This is a genomic window from Pararhodobacter sp. (genome assembly GCF_034676545.1).
Lineage (GTDB): Bacteria > Pseudomonadota > Alphaproteobacteria > Rhodobacterales > Rhodobacteraceae > Pararhodobacter.
Genome location: NZ_JAUCBZ010000015.1, coordinates 3,373,259 through 3,392,771, shown reverse-complemented (window position 1 = coordinate 3,392,771; position 19,513 = coordinate 3,373,259). Strand labels below are relative to the sequence as shown.

General features: G+C 61.7%; 19 protein-coding genes. 5 read left to right on the top strand and 14 right to left on the bottom strand.

Going from position 1 to position 19,513, the window contains the following annotated elements:
• Positions 1-118 precede the first annotated feature (118 nt).
• Positions 119-565 carry a phasin family protein gene (locus tag VDQ28_RS20055; RefSeq protein WP_323037621.1) on the top strand — a complete coding sequence of 149 codons (447 nt, stop codon included), beginning with the start codon at positions 119-121 and terminating at the stop codon, positions 563-565.
• Positions 566-892: 327 nt separating this feature from the next.
• On the opposite strand, the gene VDQ28_RS20050 is transcribed toward VDQ28_RS20055, so the two are convergent.
• The 6 genes from VDQ28_RS20050 to VDQ28_RS20025 form a co-directional block, all read right to left on the bottom strand.
• Positions 893-2,329: an aminotransferase class V-fold PLP-dependent enzyme gene (locus VDQ28_RS20050; RefSeq protein WP_323037620.1), complete on the bottom strand. Its 1,437-nt coding sequence runs from the start codon at positions 2,327-2,329 to the stop codon at positions 893-895.
• Positions 2,272-2,898, bottom strand: a complete 627-nt coding sequence (locus VDQ28_RS20045; RefSeq protein ID WP_323037619.1) for a hypothetical protein — start codon at positions 2,896-2,898, stop codon at positions 2,272-2,274. The genes VDQ28_RS20050 and VDQ28_RS20045 overlap by 58 nt, the downstream gene beginning before the upstream one ends.
• Before the next feature lie 16 nt (positions 2,899-2,914).
• Complete coding sequence (locus VDQ28_RS20040) at positions 2,915-4,207, bottom strand: TRAP transporter large permease (protein ID WP_323037618.1); 1,293 nt, start codon at positions 4,205-4,207, stop codon at positions 2,915-2,917.
• A complete protein-coding gene (locus VDQ28_RS20035; RefSeq protein WP_323037617.1) occupies positions 4,204-4,686 on the bottom strand; it encodes a TRAP transporter small permease in 483 nt (160 codons plus the stop codon). Before VDQ28_RS20035 ends, VDQ28_RS20040 begins: the two co-directional genes overlap by 4 nt.
• Before the next feature lies 1 nt (position 4,687).
• Complete coding sequence (locus tag VDQ28_RS20030; protein WP_323037616.1) at positions 4,688-5,698, bottom strand: TRAP transporter substrate-binding protein; 1,011 nt, start codon at positions 5,696-5,698, stop codon at positions 4,688-4,690.
• A 69-nt stretch (positions 5,699-5,767) separates the two neighbouring features.
• Positions 5,768-6,220 carry a hypothetical protein gene (locus VDQ28_RS20025; RefSeq protein WP_323037615.1) on the bottom strand — a complete coding sequence of 151 codons (453 nt, stop codon included), beginning with the start codon at positions 6,218-6,220 and terminating at the stop codon, positions 5,768-5,770.
• A 215-nt stretch (positions 6,221-6,435) separates the two neighbouring features.
• Here VDQ28_RS20025 and VDQ28_RS20020 point away from each other — a divergent pair, with 215 nt between their 5' ends.
• Positions 6,436-7,098, top strand: a complete 663-nt coding sequence (locus VDQ28_RS20020; protein ID WP_323037614.1) for a GntR family transcriptional regulator — start codon at positions 6,436-6,438, stop codon at positions 7,096-7,098.
• Between the two features lie 269 nt (positions 7,099-7,367).
• Here the strand turns inward: VDQ28_RS20020 and VDQ28_RS20015 are convergent, their stop codons facing one another.
• The 7 genes from VDQ28_RS20015 to VDQ28_RS19985 all read right to left on the bottom strand — a co-directional run bounded on the left by VDQ28_RS20015 (position 7,368) and on the right by VDQ28_RS19985 (position 12,928).
• A complete protein-coding gene (locus VDQ28_RS20015; protein ID WP_323037613.1) occupies positions 7,368-7,673 on the bottom strand; it encodes a hypothetical protein in 306 nt (101 codons plus the stop codon).
• Positions 7,674-7,737: 64 nt separating this feature from the next.
• Positions 7,738-8,427 (bottom strand): ABC transporter ATP-binding protein, encoded by a 690-nt coding sequence (locus VDQ28_RS20010; RefSeq protein ID WP_323037612.1) that lies wholly within the window; start codon positions 8,425-8,427, stop codon positions 7,738-7,740.
• Complete coding sequence (locus VDQ28_RS20005) at positions 8,424-9,182, bottom strand: ABC transporter ATP-binding protein (RefSeq protein ID WP_323037611.1); 759 nt, start codon at positions 9,180-9,182, stop codon at positions 8,424-8,426. The genes VDQ28_RS20010 and VDQ28_RS20005 overlap by 4 nt, the downstream gene beginning before the upstream one ends.
• Positions 9,175-10,152: a branched-chain amino acid ABC transporter permease gene (locus tag VDQ28_RS20000; protein ID WP_323037610.1), complete on the bottom strand. Its 978-nt coding sequence runs from the start codon at positions 10,150-10,152 to the stop codon at positions 9,175-9,177. The genes VDQ28_RS20005 and VDQ28_RS20000 overlap by 8 nt, the downstream gene beginning before the upstream one ends.
• Positions 10,145-11,062: a branched-chain amino acid ABC transporter permease gene (locus tag VDQ28_RS19995; protein ID WP_323037609.1), complete on the bottom strand. Its 918-nt coding sequence runs from the start codon at positions 11,060-11,062 to the stop codon at positions 10,145-10,147. Before VDQ28_RS19995 ends, VDQ28_RS20000 begins: the two co-directional genes overlap by 8 nt.
• Before the next feature lie 94 nt (positions 11,063-11,156).
• Positions 11,157-12,305, bottom strand: coding sequence for an ABC transporter substrate-binding protein (locus tag VDQ28_RS19990; RefSeq protein WP_323037608.1), 1,149 nt, complete (start codon positions 12,303-12,305; stop codon positions 11,157-11,159).
• Positions 12,306-12,475: 170 nt separating this feature from the next.
• Positions 12,476-12,928 (bottom strand): MarR family transcriptional regulator, encoded by a 453-nt coding sequence (locus VDQ28_RS19985; RefSeq protein WP_323037607.1) that lies wholly within the window; start codon positions 12,926-12,928, stop codon positions 12,476-12,478.
• A 630-nt stretch (positions 12,929-13,558) separates the two neighbouring features.
• On the opposite strand from VDQ28_RS19985, the gene VDQ28_RS19980 reads away from it, so the two are divergent.
• Positions 13,559-16,267: a vWA domain-containing protein gene (locus VDQ28_RS19980; RefSeq protein WP_323037606.1), complete on the top strand. Its 2,709-nt coding sequence runs from the start codon at positions 13,559-13,561 to the stop codon at positions 16,265-16,267.
• 92 nt (positions 16,268-16,359) lie between these two features.
• Here VDQ28_RS19980 and VDQ28_RS19975 read toward each other — a convergent pair whose 3' ends face one another.
• On the bottom strand, positions 16,360-17,055 hold the full coding sequence (locus VDQ28_RS19975) for an alpha/beta hydrolase (protein WP_323037605.1): 696 nt from the start codon (positions 17,053-17,055) through the stop codon (positions 16,360-16,362).
• 246 nt (positions 17,056-17,301) lie between these two features.
• Here VDQ28_RS19975 and VDQ28_RS19970 point away from each other — a divergent pair, with 246 nt between their 5' ends.
• A complete protein-coding gene (locus VDQ28_RS19970) occupies positions 17,302-18,792 on the top strand; it encodes a carotenoid oxygenase family protein (protein WP_323037604.1) in 1,491 nt (496 codons plus the stop codon).
• Between the two features lie 133 nt (positions 18,793-18,925).
• A complete protein-coding gene (locus VDQ28_RS19965) occupies positions 18,926-19,513 on the top strand; it encodes a PadR family transcriptional regulator (protein ID WP_323037603.1) in 588 nt (195 codons plus the stop codon).

The window sequence follows — 19,513 nt, the reverse complement described above, 5'->3', positions numbered from 1 at the left end:
TTACTTATGCGCCAATGCTGCGGCGCAGAAATAATACTTGATATTCTGCACTGCAGCATGTAGATATCTCGCATACGCAGTGCTCCGGATCATCGGACTGCGAGCAAGGAGAATTGACATGGCCACCACCGATTTCACCAAGACAATGCAAGACTTCATGGGCGCTTTCTCGGTCGACCCCAAAGCAATGCAAGATGCGTTCAAGAGCCCTGCGGCCCTCAGCGAGAAGATGAGCAAGGTTTATCTGGACGCGGCTCAGAAATCGACCGACATTTCGTCCAAATGGACCAAAGCGACCCTGGCCAAAGTGGGCGACGTTGCGACCGTCAAGGAAGACCCTGCTGACTATTCGAAGTCGATCAGCGACTTCGCATCGAGCTCGGTTGAAATGGCCTCCGAGCACCTGTCGGCTTTCGCCGAAATCGCCAAGCGCGTTCAGATGGACACCGTTGAACTGATGCTGGCTGCTGGCAAGGACATGTCGGCTGAAGCGTCGGCCGCTGTTCAGAAGGCCACCAAAGACGCAGCAGCTGCTGCGAAAAAAGTTGCCGCCCCTGCGAAGTAATTCGCACTGGTTCAGGGCCGCGCTCTGAGCCAACGGGACAGTTTCGACGGCGGATCGCAGTGCGGTCCGCCGTTTTGATTTGTTCCGGGTCGGTGATGCGGCTCAGGCGGTCAGGCAGCGTCACGTCGGAGGCAACGGAGTCAAGCGGATCCGCCGTTCACTTGGTCCGTCTTCAAACACCCACAGCGCACCGTCGGGCGCTTGTTCGACCTCGCGGATCCGTTCACCCCACGAATGGCACGCGATCGCGCCATCGCCCTGCGTTGACAGCGACGCAAGGGATCACGCACCCAAAGCACCGGTTGGGGTTGTTTCAGGCCGTGCAGGTCAGGTCCGCGCCACCAAGGCTATTGCGCGGATCGGAGAGCCGGTCCCCTGTTCGATCTTGAGCGGCGTGGCGATCAAGATCGCGCCCTTGGGCGGCAATTGATCAAGGTTGCACAGGCTGGCGAGACCAAAGCAATTGTCGCGATGAAGCGAATTATGCGCTGGAAAGGGCGGGTTGAAGGTTGCGGCCATCCCGGCATCCGTGCCCACGCATTGCGTACCCCAGCCGACAATCCCCTTGCCCAGCAGATAGTCGATGCAATCAGGCGACGGGCCAGGAGTATGCGCGCCGCCCTCTTGTGGGCCAGGATCCTCGTTGAGAAACAACCGAGGATCGTGCGAGAAGCGATCCCAGTCCGTGCGCATCACCACCCACTCGCCCGCGCCGACGTCACCGTGTTGCGCTTCCCAATCTTTGACATGTCGCGCGGTCAGAAGGAAATCGGGGTTCTCGGTGGCTTCGCGCGTGCAGTCGATGACATTGACCGGCGCCACCACCCGCTGCAAATCCAGCGTATCGGTGAACCCGTCAGTGTACTCCTTGCCCGACAGCCAATGGTGAGGGGCATCAAAATGCGTGCCTGAGTGTTCGCCCAATTTCAGCCAGTTCCACGCCCACCAGGGCCCGTCTTTGTCGTATTCGCAAATGCGGTGAATTTCGATTGGCGGAGTGTTGACGGCGAAATCCTCGGGCAGCCGCAAGAGCGGTGTCGAAGGGCGCAGCACCGCCGAGCAATCAATGACCCGAACCGCGCCCGACAGCAGCATTTCCCCCAACGCGCCAAGAACAGTATCTGCGGGGGTCGTGTCGCCGGTGTTTTTACGGCGGTACGACGGGTTGTGTCCCGCAAACCGTCTGCGTCGACGGGCGATGATGGTTTGCGTGATGTCGAAAATGTCGTCGATTGCCTCGGGCCGTGTCACGACTCCGGGCGACAAGCGCAACAATTGGCCTCGAAAATCGACGGAAAACCCCTCAACCCCCAAGGCACCGACCATCGCCGCCGCCTCGGCCATGTCCGGAAAACGCAGCATCACCGAGCCACCGCGCCGGTTGAAGTCGCGTGGTGATTGCAGCGGCAAGTCCAGAGCATCCGCGCGCCGAATGATGCGGTCAACCAGTTGTCGATTCCATGCCGTCATCTCGGCTTGATCTTGTTGTGCCTGCCAGATCAACGCGGGCAACGACGCCACCGCCGCCATGGACGACGGAGTGCCGCTGTCAAAGCGACGAATATCCGGCGCGTATTCGAACTTGTCCAAATCCCAGGAAAACGGGTTGCTTTGCGAGAACCAGCCGCGGGCCTCGGGCGAAAGCTCGGCGATCATTGATTTGTCGATAGACAAGATGCCTGCGCCGGGCGTTCCGCAGATCCATTTCAGGCTTGTGGACAGCACGAAATCCACTTTGGGATTCTGCGCGTCGAATGGGAGCAAGCCGCCGCCTGGGTGATATCCACGCCGATCAGACTGCCCATCGCGCGGGCATGCGCCACCAGCGGCGCCAAATCAACACGCGCCGACGCGGTTGACGTGACCCAGGTGATCAGGGCCAGCCCGACATCGCGACCCCAATGCGCCATGAAATCATCGGCCTCGACCCAGCTTTTCCCGGCACTCAGCGGAACGGTAACCAGCGTGAACCCCATCTTGGGGGCAAGGCCCGTCAGCAGGAAATGAAGCGACGGAAAGCAATCGGCCGCCACCAGCACGCGCTTTCCGCGCAACATACCCTCGGGCAGTGACCGCATCAAGCGGTGCATCCCATCCGTCACGCTGTCGGTTGCCGTCAGCGTGCCCTTTGGCACATTGATCAGCCGCCGCCAGTGATCGATGAACGCCTGCCGTTTGCCCAGCACATAGCCCCATTGCCCATCGTTGGGCGCGCTCCAGACTTTGGAAAACTCGGCCATGGCCTCGGCCAGTTGCTCCTCTTTGCCGGGGTACATGCCGATCGAGTGATACAAGAAGTATCCGGCGTGCGGGGATAGGTTCGTGGCGGTCATGCAGGTCGTGTCCTTTTCAGAAGCCCATGAGGCCGGGAAGCCAAAGGCTGAAAGCGGGGAAGGCTGCGATCAGCAGCAATCCAAAGAGATTGATGAGAAGAAAGGACATATTGGCGCGGATCAGCGCCCAAAGTCCGCACCCCGCGATGCGTTCCGCGGCAAAAAGGCAGACGCCCAACGGCGGGGTCAATAGGCCGATGTTCAGGTTGAGGATCGCCACCACGCCAAAATGCAAGGGGTCAATTCCGGCCTGCACGGCGGCGGCAGACAGGATCGGACCAAACAGGATGATCACCGTGGTTGGATCAATGAACATGCCCAGAACCAGCAAAATGGCATTGAAGATCAGAAGCGTGCCCAAATAGCCCAGTTCCCACCCGGCGATTTGCCCGGCGACCATGCGCGGGACGTTTTCCATCCCCATGACCCAAGAGAAGGCCGCACCACAGCCGACGATGATCAGCAATTGCCCGGAGAACAGCGCGGAACGCTGAAACACCGCATACAAATCGCGAAACGAGAGCGTGCGGTAGAACCCCATCGCGATCACCAACGCATAGGCGGACGCCACGGCACCGGCCTCGGTTGGGGTCATCAGGCCGCCCAGCATTCCGACAAGGATGATCACCGGTATCATCAACGGCACCAATGCTGCCCCGCTGGCCTCCATGACCACGCGGGGCGTGCGCTCCATGGCTATTCTGGGGAACCCGTGGCGGCGCGCCTGAAAGGCCACCAATCCCATTTGCACCGCGCCGATCAACAGTCCGGGGATGAGCGTGGCGGCCATTAGCGCCCCGATCGACAACCCCGTCATCGAGCCATAAATCACCGCCACCAACGATGGCGGCACCATTGGCCCGATGATCGAGGACGAGGCCGTGACAGCGGCGGCATAGGCCGAGGTATAGCCCTGCTTGACCATTGCCGGGATGAACACCCGACCCAGCGCGGCGATATCGCCCAAGGCCACGCCGGTGATGCCGGAAAACAGGATCGAGGCCCCGATATTGACCTGCGCCAAGCCGCCTCGCATCCAGCCGAAGATGACGTTGGCGAAATGGATCAGACGATCGGTTATGCGCCCGGCATTGACCAGTTCGCCGGCCAGAATGAACAGCGGAATCGCCATCAGGACGAACACGTCCATACCCTGATAAATCCGCTCGGCCGCGATCGGCAGAAAGCGCCAGCGTTCGCCATAGACAATCCACGCCAGCATTGACGCCAAAAGCGACCACGCAACCGGCAGGCCAAGGATCATCAACCCAAGGAAGCTGGCCAGCAAGACAATCAGCGTGTCGGTCATTCAAGGCGCTCCCCGGCGATCAGTCGAGCAAGGGCGAACAGCGCCGACAAGCCGAATGCAATTGGCAGAATGGCATAAGGCCATGACAGGGCGATCCGCAGGCCATCACTGCGTTGGCTGGCGGCATAGGCGACAACATCAAGCCCTTGCCAAAGAATGACCAGAAAGATGCCCAGCAACAGCACATCCAGCAGGAATTGCAACGCGATGCCCAACCGCGGGGCCGTCATACGCAAGATGACGGGCACGAAATCAATCCGGATATGGCTCCCTTCACGGACGGCAACGGCAGAGGCCAGCATCGCCATCCAGATCATCGCATAACGTGCGACTTCTTCGGTAAAGGCGGGCACACCGACGGCCGTATACCGCAAGATGACTTGCGCCAGCATCAGCGCGAACATTCCCGCGAGGCACAGGGCTGCGATTGCGCGCAGCCCTGTTTCGATCGCGCGGACCACGGCGACCAGGGTCTTCATATCAATTCGCGGCCTCGACCGCGGCCAAGGCGTCGTCGATCAGATCGGGTGTGTCGATATTCTCGCGAAGCCAGGCAAGCGCGGCGGGTTGCATCACCTGACGGAAGGCGTCGCGCTGCGCCGCGCTGAGCCGGACGACCGTGACACCCGCTTCTTCGGCGCGCGCGATGGCGGAGCCCTCGACGGCGCGCGAGGTCTCGCGGTTATAGGCGATTGCCGTTGCGGCGGCGGCGTCGATCACGGCCTGATCATCGGCGCTGAGGCTGGAATAGAACGCATCCGAGATCCCCAATGGACCAAATGCATAGACATGGCCGGACATGATCAGGTGTGATTGTACTTCGTACAGGTTTACCAGGTTGAACACCGAAACCGAGTTGTCTTGGCCGTCCACGACACCGGTGCGCAGAGAAGTATACAGTTCGCCAAAGGCAACCGGGCTGGCGGACGCCCCCAATGCCTCGATGGGGATGGTCGCCAGGGGGCCGAGCACGCGCATTTTCAGGCCCGCCATATCGGCGGGGCTTTCGATCAACCGGTTGGCGCTGAAATGCTTGAAGCCGCCCAATTCCCACCAGCCCAGCACGCGGATGCCCGTGCGTTCACGGATCGATTCTGCCATCGCCTGCCCGAATGGTCCGTCCAGCACTTGCCAGGCGGTCGCCTCATCGGGAAACAGATAGGGCATGTTCAGGACCATGATGTCAGGAAAGATCGAGGCAATGTTCCCGTCAGCGGCGTCGGTCATCTCGATGACTCCGCGGCTCATCTGTGTCAGGCGATCATTCGGCGCACCCAAGGCACCGCCATAGACCAGATTGACGGTCATGTTCGAATTGGCCTCGATCTGCTCGGCAAAGGTGCGATACATGCCGTTGACGAAATCGAACCCCTCCATCGCTTCGGGCAAAGACAGCCCGACCGTGATTTCCTGCGCATAAGCAGGCAAGGTTGCGAACGACAGGGCCGCGCCGACAAGCGCGCCGGTCACACTGCGTCTGGTGAATTTCATGGTTTTTCCTCCCTCTTGGATTGCCGGGACCCAGCCCGAGCAAATGATGATGCGTCGAAATGATTGCGATCAGTCCCGAGCCTCGCCGTAAGCGCGCTCAAGCTGCGCCTTGATCAGCAGGATTTCCGTCTCATGTGCGATGCAGGTTTGCGTCCAGCGCGCGTCTTCGGTTTGTGCCGACCGCAGCGCGTGCAGCGTCACGACGCAGTCGGCGTCGCCGCGCCCGGTAACCGGACCGGGGGTGACCCTGATGAATATGCGCGGGCGGCGGGTTTCGGCGGTGCCGACGGCATAGTCGATCAAGCCCAGATCCGGCGCGGGCCGGATTTCAACATGGGCGGGCGCGCCATCGAACAGGGAATGCCCGACCCATACGCCGCCACCAACCGGCGTCATTCCCATCGACCCAAGCGCCCAACCGCCGACGAATTCCGCCTGCGACAGCCGGTTGAACGCGAAAGCCGCAGGAACCTCGATGAGGGCCGCCGCCATGTGGGCGATCTGGGGCAGAAGGTGGGGCATGATATCCACGACGCTCCGTGTTGGTGCCTCTCACGGTAGCAAAGAGTATACAGTTGTAAACAAAAAAGAGATCGAAAATTGACCAATTCGTGCAACAGCGTGCAAATACTGGATGAAATCAAGAATTTCTGGTGGTTTTCAAAACCAAGTGTATTCTCTTGATGGAGCCCTTTGGGCCAAGAAAAGCCAGATGCCCCGACAACGAGAGCCTGCCAATGCCACAACTCAGCCATCGCAAACGAATCTATGCCGATATCCATAGCCGCATCCTGCGCGGCGAGGTCAGCCCGGATGATCGACTGGTCGACACGGTGATTGCCGCAGAAATGGGTGTGTCGCGGATGCCGGTGCGCGAGGCCCTGATGCAATTGGTCAGCGAAGGGTATCTGGAGGGAACGAGTCGCGGCTTTACCCTGCCAAACCTGGGGCATGACAGGATCCTCGAGGTCTTTGTCCTGCGCCGCCTCCTGGAGCCGCACGCCGCCGCAAGTGCGGCTCAGGCGCGCACAGATGCCGAGTTGGCGGCAATGCGTTCCGCACTCGACACCACATCCTCGGCGATGGAGACCGGCGATTTCGAGACCTTTCATCGCGCCTCCGAGGTGTTTCGCAATGCCTGGCTGGCCGCCGTCCCAAATCTGGAATTGCGGCACTCGATTCAGCGATATTCGGGACAGGTTCAGATGGTGCGCCTGGCGACGATGCGCAATTCCGATGCGCGCCGAACCATTGTCGAAGGCCAGCGTGAGCAACTCGATGCGTTCAACAACAGGGACGGGGTGGCCGCCGGGGTTCTGCTTTTGCGCTTCGTGTTTGAGGGTGAGCGCAGCTATTTGCGGCTCCGCGCCACGGCATCCGAACCTGAAGGGATCAGCTGAACGCCCGTGTTTACGGACGATCAGCTTTGCGGGCGCCATTGCAAGTCTCGCCCCGATCGACCTGACGGCACCTGAACGAAATCAGACGGTCACGCCGCAAGATCGGGCAGGGTGCATGGGCAGTCCTGTCAGCGGGTCAGAACCGCCATCCCGGTCAGAGGGGGCGGTCGTGTGCCCGCAGCAACGGCCAACAGGCCGCAGACCAGGAAATTCTGCCCCCCGCAAAGTCTCTGCCGTGGCGGAAAATCATACCCCAATATGTGCCGATTTTACGCGGTCAGCTTCCGGCGCTCAAGATCAAGGCTCTTGCTGAGATCCATCGACGGGCTATGTGCAATGTCGAGATCATTCTCGCGTGGGACGGTCATCCGGCAAAATCGCGCGATGCGACAAAACTGGCGATGCAGCTGCGTTGCTTGCATCAGCCGTGCAAACCAGGCCGACGCCGACGTCAGGCGCAGGGTGGTCGTGTCGGGCGTCAGATGGCCCGCCTGCGCGATGCGCTTGAACGGGCGCGCGATCCCGTGCGTTTCTTGTCGTTCCCGGACCTCACGATCGCAACAAACCAAAACCACGAGACGCCCCGCCTTTGCAAGGCCGCTCCGATTGCGTGCGGTGCATCGCACCATTTGTCAGGCCTCAGACACCCAGAAAACGACTTTCGATCTGCGTGGTGATCTCGGACGGTGGCCCGCTCCAAACCGTGCGCCCGCGCTCCAGGATCACGCAGGAATTTGCGATGCGCTTCAATTCGGCCAAGGTTTTATCGACGATCAGGATGGAGAGGCCCTGCGCCTTGAGTTCGGCAATCGCGGCCCAAATCTCGGCGCGGATCACCGGGGCCAGGCCCTCGGTTGCTTCATCGAGCACCAAAAGCCGCGGGTTGGTCATCAACGCGCGGCCAATGGCCAGCATTTGTTGCTCACCACCTGACAGAGTCGCGGCCTGTTGCTCTGCGCGCTCGGCCAGACGGGGGAAGAAATCGCGCACCGCCTCCAGCGTCCACGGGCCGGGGCGCGCCGCGGCGATCAGGTTTTCATCGACGCTGAGCGTGGCGAAACAACGCCGCCCCTCGGGCACCAGGCCGATACCGAGCCGGGCGGCCCGAAACGAGGGCAGCGCAGTGATGTCCTGACCGTCGAAAAACACCCGGCCACCGGCGACCGGCTGCACTCGGCACAAGGCCCGAATGGTGGTGGATTTGCCCATGCCATTGCGGCCCATCAAGGCCACCGCTTGCCCCGTCTTGACTGTCAGATCGACGCCGTACAGCGCTTGGGATGCGCCATAAAACACTTCTATGCCGTCCAGTTTCGCAAGCTCGGTCATCCGCTATCCCCCAGATAGGCTTCGCGAACCTGCGGGTCGTTGCGGATTTCGGCCACAGTGCCGGTGGCGATGATGCGCCCGTAAACCAGCACACTCAATCGGTCGGCCAAGGCAAACACGGCATCCATGTCATGCTCCACCAGCAGGATCGGCGCCTGCGTTTTCAGGTCGCGCAAAAACGCGACCAACTGCCCGGCACCTTCGGCGCCCAAGCCCGCCATTGGCTCATCAAGCAAGAAACACGCGGGTTTCAACGCCAGGGCGACCGCCAGTTCCAGCAGACGCCGCTCACCGTGGCTGAGTTCGGCCGAGGGAACACTGGCGCGCCCCTTGAGCCCGACACGTTCCAGCATCGCATCAGCGCCGTCTTTGAGCACCCGGTCCCGCATCACCGGTTTGAGAAAGCGAAACGAATGGGATTGGCGCGCTTGCAGGGCCAACATCACGTTGCGCCGCGCCGAATACTCGGGGATCAGCGAGGAGATCTGAAAGCTGCGCCCCATGCCCAACTGCGCGCGTTTGACTTCGTGGAGCTGTGTGATGTCGCGCCCCTGAAACCTGATGTGGCCCGCGTCCGGCATGAGCCGTCCGGAAATCTGCGCCATCAGCGTGGATTTTCCCGCACCATTGGGACCGATCAGCGCATGAATTTCGCCGGGCATCAGGGTCAGCGATACGTCGTCAGTGGCCTTGAGCGCCCCAAAGCTTTTGCACAGGTTTGTAAGTTCCAGAACGGGTTTTGCGGGATCAGCCAAAACGCTCCCTCCCCGCGATCAGGCCGATTATGCCGCCACGGCCGAACAAAACCGCCGCCAGCAGGACCACGCCAAGCCACAGTTTCCAATGCTCGGTGAGACCACCAAAGAATACCTCGAAGCCCACAAGGAACGCCGCCCCCGCGACCGGGCCGAATAGCCGCCCGGTGCCGCCCAGAATGATGATCACGATCAATTCGCCTGACATGGTCCAGGCCATCGCCGAGGGGCTGGCAAATCGTGACAGATCGGCCATCATGGCCCCGGCCAAGCCAGTCACCATGCCCGAGATCACCAATGCGACCAGCCTGATGCCGAATGGATTGATCCCCAGCGAGGCCACGCGGTCGGGGTTTTGCCGGATCGCCATCAACGCGGCCCCAAACCGTGAGGCGCGCAGCACCGCAAACAGCACCAGACCGGCCATCAGAACGCCCCAGCAGATCAGGAACAGATCCAAGGGGCGCATGGTGTTCAGCCCCGGAAATTGATTGCGGATGTAAATCGGCAATCCATCCTCGCCACCATAGGCGGGCCAGGAAATTGCGAAATAGTAGAACATCTGCGCAAAGGCGAGGGTGATCATGATGAAGAAAATGCCTGAGGTCCGCAGGCTGAACGCACCGATCACCGCTGCCAACAGGCCCGAGACGATCACGGCCATGGGCCAGATGACCAACATCTGATTGGAGCCCGACAGCCCAAGGATCGGTGTGCCGTTGAACGCGTGTTGCGCCAGAATTCCGGCGGTATAACCACCCGCACCAAAAAACACCGCATGGCCAAAGGACACCATGCCGCCCAGCCCCAGCGCGATGTTCAAACCCACCCCGGCCAAGGCCAGGACCGAAATGCGGGTGAACAGCGTGATGGTGAAAATCTCGCCGCTCCAATGCGCCCAAAGGGGGACGATCAGAAGGCCAAGCGCCAGAAGCGCGTTCAGCGCATGTTCTTTGGTGAAATCAGGCATGGAGGGGGAACAATCCCTTGGGGCGCAGGATCAGAACCACCGCCATCAGAAGATAAATCAGGATCGAGGCCAGCGCCGCGCCGATGCTGCTGGCCTCACTGGCGTCGAGAAAGGTGGCAAAGACATGCGGCAGCAAAAACCGGCCCATCGTGTCAATGACGCCGACCAGCAACGCACCAACCATCGCGCCTTTGATACTGCCGATGCCGCCGATCACGATCACCACGAAGGCGAGGATCAGCACGGGTTCTCCCATGCCCACCTGCACCGATTGTATCGCGCCCAGCAAAGCGCCCGCCATGCCGGCCAAGGCCGCACCCAAGGCGAAGACCACCGTGTAAAGCGCGCGGATATTGACGCCGAGCGCCGCGATCATCTCGCGGTCGTTTTCTCCGGCGCGGATGCGTATGCCCAGCCTTGTGCGGGCGATCAGAAACCACAGGCCCATGGCCACGGCAAGCCCGAAGACGATCAGCGCCAGGCGATACAGCGGGTAGGGGGTCAGGCCCAGATTGACCGTGCCGCTCAGGGCCGCCGGCACATCAAGGTACAGCGGAAACGGGCCGAACAGTATCCGGGTGCCCTCGCTGAAGATCAGGATCAGCGCATAGGTGGCCAGCACTTGATCCAGATGGTCGCGACTATAAAGACGGCGCAGAACGGCGATTTCGATCAGCGCACCGGCGGCGGCGGCGGCGGCAGTGCCCGCCACAAGTCCGAGCCAGAAATTTCCGCTGCTGGCGGCGACGGCGGCGCAAAAGAACGCGCCCACCATGAACAAAGACCCATGCGCCAGATTGATCAGGCCCATCACCCCAAACACCAGCGTCAAGCCCGCCGACATGAGGAACAGCATCAGCCCCAATTGCACGCCATTGAGAAGTTGCTCGAAGATCAGCGCAAGCGTCATCACTTGGTCCCTTGGGTCCAGTGGGTGTTGGTCCAGTCACAAAACAGGAAAGTCAGGCGGGGCATCGTGACGCGCCCCGCCCGTCCGGAGGTGATCACTCCAGCGCACATTCAGCCGCATAAACGTCGACGTAATCCTCGATCGCAAGCCCAACCAAGCGGTTGGTGATCTCGCCATCAACCTCGGCGACCTGCCGGATATAGACATCCTGAATCGGGTGCTGGTTGTTGGCAAAGGCAAAATCGCCGCGTACCGAGGTGAAGTTCGCCGCTCTGAGCGCCTCGCGGAACGCTTCGCGATCATCGACATCGGCCACCGCAATCGCCGACAGGATCAGGTTCGCCGTGTCAAAGCCTTGGCTGGCGTAGATCGAGGGTGTCCGACCGTAGGCCTCACGGAAGGCTGCGACAAACGCATGGTTGGCCTCATTATCAAGGTCGGGCGACCATTGCCCGGCGTTGTAGACGCCCAGCGCCGCCTCGCCGGTGGCCGGCAGCATATCTTGGCTGAACGAGAAGGCCGCCGAGATGATCGGCAGATCGACGCCGGATTGCGCGTATTGGCGCATGAAGCTGATGCCCATGCCGCCGGGCAGGAACATGAACACGCTATCTGCCCCCGAGGCGCGGATTTGCGCGATCTCGCTGGCGTAATCGGTTTGGCCAAGCTGGGTGTAGATCTCGCCCGCCAGCGCGCCCTCGAAACGACGTTTGAAACCGGTCAGTGCGTCGGTGCCCGCGGGGTAATTCGGGGCCAGGATGAAAGTGTTTTCATAGCCCAAGGTGTTCGCATAGGCGCCAGCCGCCTCGTGCAGCATGTCATTTTGCCACGCCGCGTTAAAATAGTTCTCATGGCACATCGCGCCCGCCAGCGGCGACGGTCCGGCGTTCGGCGAGATATAAATGACGCCCTGCGCGGTCACCGAGGGCACGACCGCCATTGCAAGGTTCGACCACACGATACCGGTCAGGATATCGGCGCCTTCGGATTGGATCATCCGATCGGCAATCTGCACGGCCTGCTCCGGCCGCTGCGCGTCGTCTTCGACATAAAGATGAATGGCGTCCGATCCATCCATATCAAGCGCCAGTTGAAAGCCGTCGCGGATGTCCACGCCCAGGCCAGCCCCACCGCCCGACAAGGTGGTGATCATGCCGACGGTCACCGCATCAGCCAGCGCAACCCCCGACGTCAAACCCAGCACCGAAGCGCAGGCAAGCAATGATTTTTGGATAGTCATCATACAATTCCCCGTTGTCTGGCCGCCGTTCTTCGCGGCAGCATGCGACGAATTTAGCAGTAAAGAGACATCACGCAAGTGATACTTCAAGTTCGAAATGAATGGATGCCCAAGCGCGGCACCCCTGAACGACTTGGGCGACGACGCCGTGCGTGCCGCTGGGCGTGGCGGCGTCAGCCGTCTTGCGACAGCGCCTTGCGCAAGATGGTGCGCAATTGATCCAGATCTTGTGCATCCAGATTGCCCAGCAATTTGCCGACTTCGTTTTCGTGATCGGCGGCCATGCGTTCAAACGCTTGCTTGCCGTCTTCTGTCAGGGTCACCTGCACGATGCGTCGGTCGGTCTCCATCGGCACGCGCAGCACCAAACCTTCGCGCTCAAGCCGGTCAACGATCGCCGTGGCATTGCCGTTTGACACCAGCAGCGCCCGGCTCAGCTCCGACATGGTCAACCCGTCGCGGAACCGCCAGAGCGCGGCCATGACGTCAAAGCGGGGCAGCGTCGTGCCATGCTCCAACCGCAGCCGCTCGCGCAGGCGGCTTTCCGTTTGCCGTGTGACGCGCAAGAGCCGTATCCACGACTTGAGACGGCGTTTGTTGAGTGGATCGAGGGGGGACTCTGACATCAGGCGGCTCGCTATTGGGCTGGGCCGGGACGATGAACAGGCCGAGCGTTGGGAGGGTTCTTGAACCCGTCGGCGCAAGAATTTCAAGCTTGAAGTGTCTGCCCGAAATGTCAAGTCGCCAGAAACAACCGAACGCCGCACTGCCACGCTGCAACTGGCTTTTCCCGGATGCGAAGCCGACGCAGAAACGACGGACTCCGGCGCGCAAAACTGCGGGATACAGGTGCGGCAGACGCGGGGCGGCGTCGGGCGGCGTCAATATCATGGCGCTCGGTGCGATGTAGCGCCTGAGCAGGGCCATCGCGTCTTTCTGGAGCCGTCTCGATGATGAAAAGCGGATGGTCCGGCGCGCGGAAGCTTCTGGAAGGGGCGAGAACCCAACGGTGCGGCCAAGGGGTTTCGTGTATCGCCCGATCGAACCGACACGCCCTGCGCACAGGCGGATTGCTGCGAGGGTCTGTGACGAGCCTGACAGAAAGGTTGCCCGATTGCCGATGCGCGGCTATCGTTAAGGTATATCGCAAGAACGCCCTGCCGCTGGATAGGTCGAGGATGTTGCGCCAATATTTCCTTTGCGCCTGAATATCTCAGAGAGGCGTGTCCATTTTTTAAAAAAAACAGGTGATCACGATGCGTCGAACGCTTGCCACGGTTCTTTTTTCAGCTTTGATCGGTCTCGCCGCTCCGGCAACGGCCCAATCCAGCAACGTCACGATCGTTTATGACGTGTCCGGCAGCATGTGGGGCCAGATTGACGGGGTGGCCAAGGTCATCATTGCCCGCGACGTTCTGGGCACCATGCTGCAAAGTTGGCCGGTCGAGCGCAATCTGGGCGTTATTGCCTATGGCCACCGGCGCGAGGGGGATTGCACCGATATCGAACAGGTCGTGCCGCTTGGCCCGCTGGATCTGACCGCCACGCGCGACCGGATCAACGCGCTGATGCCCAGGGGGCGCACGCCGCTGACGCAATCCGTGCGGATGGCGGCCGAGTCGATGCGCTATATTGACGAACCGGCGACGGTGATTTTGGTCACCGACGGGCTGGAAACCTGCAACGCAGACCCCTGCGCCCTGGCGGGTGAGCTTGCCCGCGCGGGGGTGAATTTTACCGCCCATGTCGTCGGTTTCGATATTGCCGAGGCCGACCGCCCGCAAGTTGCCTGTATTGCCGAGGCGACGGGTGGCTTGTTTGTGCCCGCGAGCAATGCGCAGGAATTGTCCGAGGCCTTGCAACAGGTTACGATGATCGAACCCGCAGCCCTTCCGGTGACCCTGCGCGCGGTGGACGCCCGCAACGGCGCGCCGCTGCCAAGCGCGGTCTGGCAGGTGACGGGCGAGGGGATCGAGGCGCAGACCGCCTCCAGCGCCACGATGTCCTTGGAGCTTGACCCCGGCGCGTACCGGATCGCGGCAACCGCCCCCGGTTTCGCGGGCGGGCTGGATCTGAATGTCGACGCCCAAATGGCGGGCACCATCGACGTGCCCTTGACCAAGATCATGGCAACGCTGGTCCTGCGCGCCGTCGACGCGCAAACCGGCGCGCCCTTGTCAGGGGTGGATTGGTCCTTGCTGAATGTCGCGAACGAGACCAGCCTTTCACAATCCGCAACGGGCGACAGGCTTGCGATGGTGATCGAGCCGGGCGACTACCGCGTCAGCGCCACGCATGAGGGGCGCAGCGGTGCCGTCAGCGTCAGTGCCACGCTTGACGAAGACCGCGAGGTGGTGATCGAACTGGCCGAGGTCTTGCCAGAGGCCAGCGTTCAAACCGAGGCGGAAATCCCAGCGGGATCAACCTTCAGCGTGGTCTGGAGCGGTCCGAATGACCCGCGAGATTCCATCACCATCGTGCCCGCCGGGGCACCCGAGGCAGAAACCGGCGACTACGCCCGCACCAGTCAGGGCAGCCCGGCCGAACTGACCGCGCCGGATGCTCTGGGCACCTATGAGGTGCGCTATATCCATCAGCAAACCCGCCGGGTGCTGGCCTCGCAAACGGTTACGTTGGCGGCCGTTGCCGCCACCCTGACCGCCCCGGATACCGTCGCCGCAGGCTCGGTGGTCGCGGTGCAATGGCAGGGGCCTGACAACCCGCGCGACTATATCACCGTGGTCGAAGCGGGCGCGCCCGAGGGCACCTATACCGACTACGCCCGCACCAGTCAGGGCAGCCCGGCGCAGGTGACGATGCCGGATGCGCTGGGTCGCTATGAGCTGCGCTATGTGATCCAGCAATCCGGGCGCACCTTGGCCAGCCGCCCGATCACGCTCGAGGCCGTTGCCGCCACCCTGACCGCCCCGGATACCGTCGCCGCAGGCTCGGTGGTCGCGGTGCAATGGCAGGGGCCTGACAACCCGCGCGACTATATCACCGTGGTCGAAGCGGGCGCGCCCGAGGGCACCTATACCGACTACGCCCGCACCTCGCAGGGCAGCCCGGCGCAAGTGACGATGCCGGATGCGCTGGGTCGCTATGAGCTGCGCTATGTGATCCAGCAATCCGGGCGCACCCTGGCCAGCCGCCCGATCACGCTCGAGGCCGTCGGGGCGCAGCTTTTGGCACCCTCGGAAATTCCGGCGGGCTCGGTGGTTGCGGTGCAATGGCAAGGGCCTGATAACCCGCGCGACTACATCACCGTGGTCGAAGCCGGTGCGCCCGAGGGGACGTATACCGACTACGCCCGCACCTCGCAGGGCAGCCCGGCGCAGGTGACGATGCCGGATGCGCTGGGCCGTTATGAGTTGCGCTATGTGATCCAGCAATCCGGGCGCACCTTGGCCAGTCTTCCCATCACCCTGACGGCGGTTACAGCCACGCTGACCGCGCCCGAGGCAATTGTGCCCGGTGGGCAGTTTCAGGTCGTCTGGGAAGGGCCAGACAATCCGCGCGACTATATCACCATCGTCGAACGCGGCGCAGCCGAGGGGACGTATACCGACTATGCGCGCACCTCGCAGGGCAGCCCCGCCCGGCTGAATGCACCGGCTGACGCAGGCGAATATGAGTTGCGCTATGTCATCGCCAGCTCGGGCCGAACGCTGTCCAGCGTGCCGGTGACGGTCGGCGCAGGTGATGTGGGGTTGACAGTCAAGGGCGATATTGTGGCGGGGGGCGTGGTGTTGATCGAATGGACCGGGCCGGGCCGTTATGAGGATTTCATCCAGATCGTGCCCAGCGGTGCGCCGGATGATGCCCCGGCGCTGCGCGAAACGCGCGCCTCGCAAGGAAGCCCGGTGCAGCTGTTCGCACCACCCTCGGCCGGGGCCTATGAGTTGCGCTATCGGGCGTCGGACAGTGGTGAAGTGCTGGCGCGCACGCCCTTGGTGGTGCGCTGACGCCGGGCCTCAGGGCAGACTGCAAAAAGGGGTTCCACGCATCGCAAGATGCGGGAATCCCTCACACGCTCAAGACCGCCTGAAAGCGATGCTCAGGGCTTCACTCGGTCCAACCACTCGGACACCGCGTTTGCCAGCAAGACCGGTCGTTCGGCCGGAAGCATATGGCCCGCTTGTGCGATCACGACATTTTCTGCACCCAGATTTTGCGCCATGTCGCGTTGCCTCTCGGTCGGGATCACCACGTCCTTGTCTGCTGAAACGACCAGCACGGGCACGCCGCTGTTCTTGAGCAGCTCGGTGCGATCAGGACGGATCGCGCTGGCGCGGCTGTGGGCGGCATAACGCTCGGCCCCGTAGCCGAGAAGGGCGGCGGCGCGCTCGGCCATCAGGTCTTCGCGGCCCAGATTGTCCGGGTGATAGGCGCGCGCCGAGGCGGCATCGGCGAGGGCCGCGTATTCCCCGGCCTCGGCCCGCAAGGCGCGCTCTTCACGAGCGGCCGCGGCGGTTGGGGTGTCGGACCCGGTGCCGGTGTTGATCAGGATCACCCCGGCGACACGCTCAGGTGCCAGCGCCAGGATCGCAAGGGCGACATAGCCACCAAAGGAATGACCGCCGACAACAAACCGGGCAGGGGCATCGGCAAGGATCGCGCGGGCAATGTCATCGACGTTTGGCAGCGCGGCGCAATCCACCGGGAAACAGTCGATATGCGATGGCATGGCGGCAATCATCGGCGCAAAGGTCTGTGCCGTGTTGTTGATGCCGGGGATCAAAAGCAAGTTCATGGCGTACCCTTTTCCGTGCGATTTGGAGTGTTCCCGCGGCTCTATTGAGCCAGGGAGCGAAAGTCAAAACATATATAAGATATTTACCATGGCAGAGGATGGTCGCAACCCTCGGGCCAGTCAAACAGGTTTCTGAACACAGATATCTCCCGGTGGCCGGAAAATATACTTGACTGACATATGTAATTCTTGACATATATGTTTGGCACATCAACCCCAACCAGACCCAGCTGAGGATTCGCTGCCATGATGGAAGTCCACGCACATCTGAACGTCACCGTCCCCGACGATATCGACAACCCGTTTCTGCAGGGTCTGTTCCGGCCGGTTGGCGTGGAATACACCGCAGATACAGACGATATGGTTGTCATCGGCACGATTCCCGACGATCTGCATGGCATGTATGTGCGCAACAGCCACAACCAGATGCACGCGCCGATGGGTGTCTATCACCCGTTTGACGGCGACGGCATGTTGCACGCGATCCGCTTCGAGGGTGGCCATGCCACCTATCGCAACCGTCTGATCCGCACCGTCGGCTATCTGGCCGAGGCGGGCGCGGGCGGGCAGTCGCTGTGGCCGGGCATGTTGGAGCCGCACAAAGCCAATCTGCGCGGCTGGGGCGCGATGAAAACCATGAAGGACAACGCCGGCGTCGACGTTGTGGCCCACGCGGGCAAGCTGGTCGCGTCAATGTCGCAATGCGGCGAGCCGTATCATCTGGACATCGACACGCTGGCCACCAAAGGCGTGCACGACTGGGGCAAGGCGATCGAGCCGTTCGGCCTGTGCAGCCACTTCAAGGTCGATACCGCGACTGGCGAATTGATGTTCTTCAACTTCGGCGAGACCTATCCTTACATGCATTACGGCGTGATCGGGGCTGATGGCGCACTCAAGCACTTCGTGCCCATCGAACTGCCGGGGCCACGCTGGCCGCATGACATGGGCATCACCCAGCGTTACACGATCCTGCACGACCTGCCGTATCACTTCGACCCCGAATTGCTGAACAAGGGTATCCGCAAGCTGACCTATTTCAAGGATCAGCCCGCGCGCTTTGGCGTGGTGCCGCGCCACGGCGACAACAATTCGATCAAATGGTTCACCGCCAAGCCGTGCTTTATCCTGCACCTCGCCAACTGCTATGAGCAGGGTGATTGGGTGCATATGGACGGCTGCATTCAAAAGCGCCCCGGCAAGCCTGAGGTCGGCCAGCAGGGTGCCGATGCGTTCGAGCGTATCCGTCACCACCTCGACAAGCACAACACGCACACGCATATGTATCGCTGGTCGTTCAACATGGTCACCGGCGAGACGCGCGAAACGGTGCTGGATGACGAGGTCACCGAATTCCCGATGGTTGCCAACGATATCGTTGGCCGCCCCTATCGCTACAGCTTCAACACGCTGTTCAAGCCAGGCAACTGGCATATGTCGGGCGTCAAGAAGTTCGACCTGCAAACCGGCGGCGATCAGCGCTATGAATACGGCGACAACCGCTTTGGCTCCGAGCCGTGCATCGCGCTGCGTCCCGGTGCGACCGAAGAGGATGACGGCTATCTGCTGACCTTCCTGACCGACATGAACGAGAATAAATCCGAGGTTCTGATCCTCGATGCGCGCGATGTGAATGCCGGACCTGTGGCGCGGATCATCCTGCCGGCACGGATCACCAACGGCACACACGCCTGCTGGGTCGAAGGCGACCGGATGCAGGGCGAGCGCGTAGCGTAAATCCCGGAAGAACATTGATTTTTGGGCGGGGCGGCGGTAACGTCGCCCTTTCCTTTGTGCACTCACGGCGATACGCGTTTTCAGGGTCATCGCGCTCCGCCTCGTTTGCACCCGTCACCGGAGTCCGTGATCGATGAAGACGACCACCCGCGACGCAGCTAATGCGTTGAACAATCTGTCATATCAAGTGTTGGGTGTCGTCGCGCGTGTCCCGCGTTCGGGCTATGATATCGTCAAGCAACTGGAGAATTTCCGACCCGCGAAAACGTCGCAGGTCTATCCGACGTTGGCCAAGCTTGAAGCCGCCGGGTTTGTCAGTGCGGAAGACATCGCGCAGACCGGCCGGCCCAACAAGAAGGTCTATTCCGTGACCGAGGCCGGGCGACAGGTTTTGACCGACTGGATCGGCACGGAACCCGAGGTGCCTTATCATCGTGACGACTTTCTCACGATGGTCTATTCGGGCTGGCTCAAATCACCCGAGGAGATGTGCGCGGTGATCAAGGCCAGACTGGCCTGGATGGATCGGGGTATTGCACAGGTGCAGTCCGAACTGGCCGAGATGGTGGCCTTGTATTCGGTGGAGATGCGCGATCCGTCGCATTGGCGATTCTATCGCAACAGCCTGCAAACCCGCCGCCTGATGATGTTTCAAACCGAGCGGGTCTGGTGCCTGAGCCTCCTTCATCAACTCAGCTCAGGCACCGTCGACGCATCATAG

Excerpts from the sequence above, each read along its gene's own strand:
- VDQ28_RS20040 (WP_323037618.1), bottom strand. The coding sequence starts at position 4,207 with ATGACCGACACGCTGATTGTCTTGCTGGCCAGCTTCCTTGGGTTGATG.
- VDQ28_RS20000 (WP_323037610.1), bottom strand. The coding sequence starts at position 10,152 with ATGCCTGATTTCACCAAAGAACATGCGCTGAACGCGCTTCTGGCGCTT.
- VDQ28_RS19980 (WP_323037606.1), top strand. The coding sequence starts at position 13,559 with ATGCGTCGAACGCTTGCCACGGTTCTTTTTTCAGCTTTGATCGGTCTC.
- VDQ28_RS19965 (WP_323037603.1), top strand. The coding sequence starts at position 18,926 with ATGAAGACGACCACCCGCGACGCAGCTAATGCGTTGAACAATCTGTCA.
- VDQ28_RS19995 (WP_323037609.1), bottom strand. The coding sequence starts at position 11,062 with ATGACGCTTGCGCTGATCTTCGAGCAACTTCTCAATGGCGTGCAATTG.
- VDQ28_RS20030 (WP_323037616.1), bottom strand. The coding sequence starts at position 5,698 with ATGAAATTCACCAGACGCAGTGTGACCGGCGCGCTTGTCGGCGCGGCC.
- VDQ28_RS20055 (WP_323037621.1), top strand. The coding sequence starts at position 119 with ATGGCCACCACCGATTTCACCAAGACAATGCAAGACTTCATGGGCGCT.
- VDQ28_RS19970 (WP_323037604.1), top strand. The coding sequence starts at position 17,302 with ATGATGGAAGTCCACGCACATCTGAACGTCACCGTCCCCGACGATATC.
- VDQ28_RS19975 (WP_323037605.1), bottom strand. The coding sequence starts at position 17,055 with ATGAACTTGCTTTTGATCCCCGGCATCAACAACACGGCACAGACCTTT.
- VDQ28_RS20035 (WP_323037617.1), bottom strand. The coding sequence starts at position 4,686 with ATGAAGACCCTGGTCGCCGTGGTCCGCGCGATCGAAACAGGGCTGCGC.
- VDQ28_RS20020 (WP_323037614.1), top strand. The coding sequence starts at position 6,436 with ATGCCACAACTCAGCCATCGCAAACGAATCTATGCCGATATCCATAGC.
- VDQ28_RS19985 (WP_323037607.1), bottom strand. The coding sequence starts at position 12,928 with ATGTCAGAGTCCCCCCTCGATCCACTCAACAAACGCCGTCTCAAGTCG.
- VDQ28_RS20010 (WP_323037612.1), bottom strand. The coding sequence starts at position 8,427 with ATGACCGAGCTTGCGAAACTGGACGGCATAGAAGTGTTTTATGGCGCA.
- VDQ28_RS20025 (WP_323037615.1), bottom strand. The coding sequence starts at position 6,220 with ATGCCCCACCTTCTGCCCCAGATCGCCCACATGGCGGCGGCCCTCATC.
- VDQ28_RS20045 (WP_323037619.1), bottom strand. The coding sequence starts at position 2,898 with ATGACCGCCACGAACCTATCCCCGCACGCCGGATACTTCTTGTATCAC.
- VDQ28_RS19990 (WP_323037608.1), bottom strand. The coding sequence starts at position 12,305 with ATGATGACTATCCAAAAATCATTGCTTGCCTGCGCTTCGGTGCTGGGT.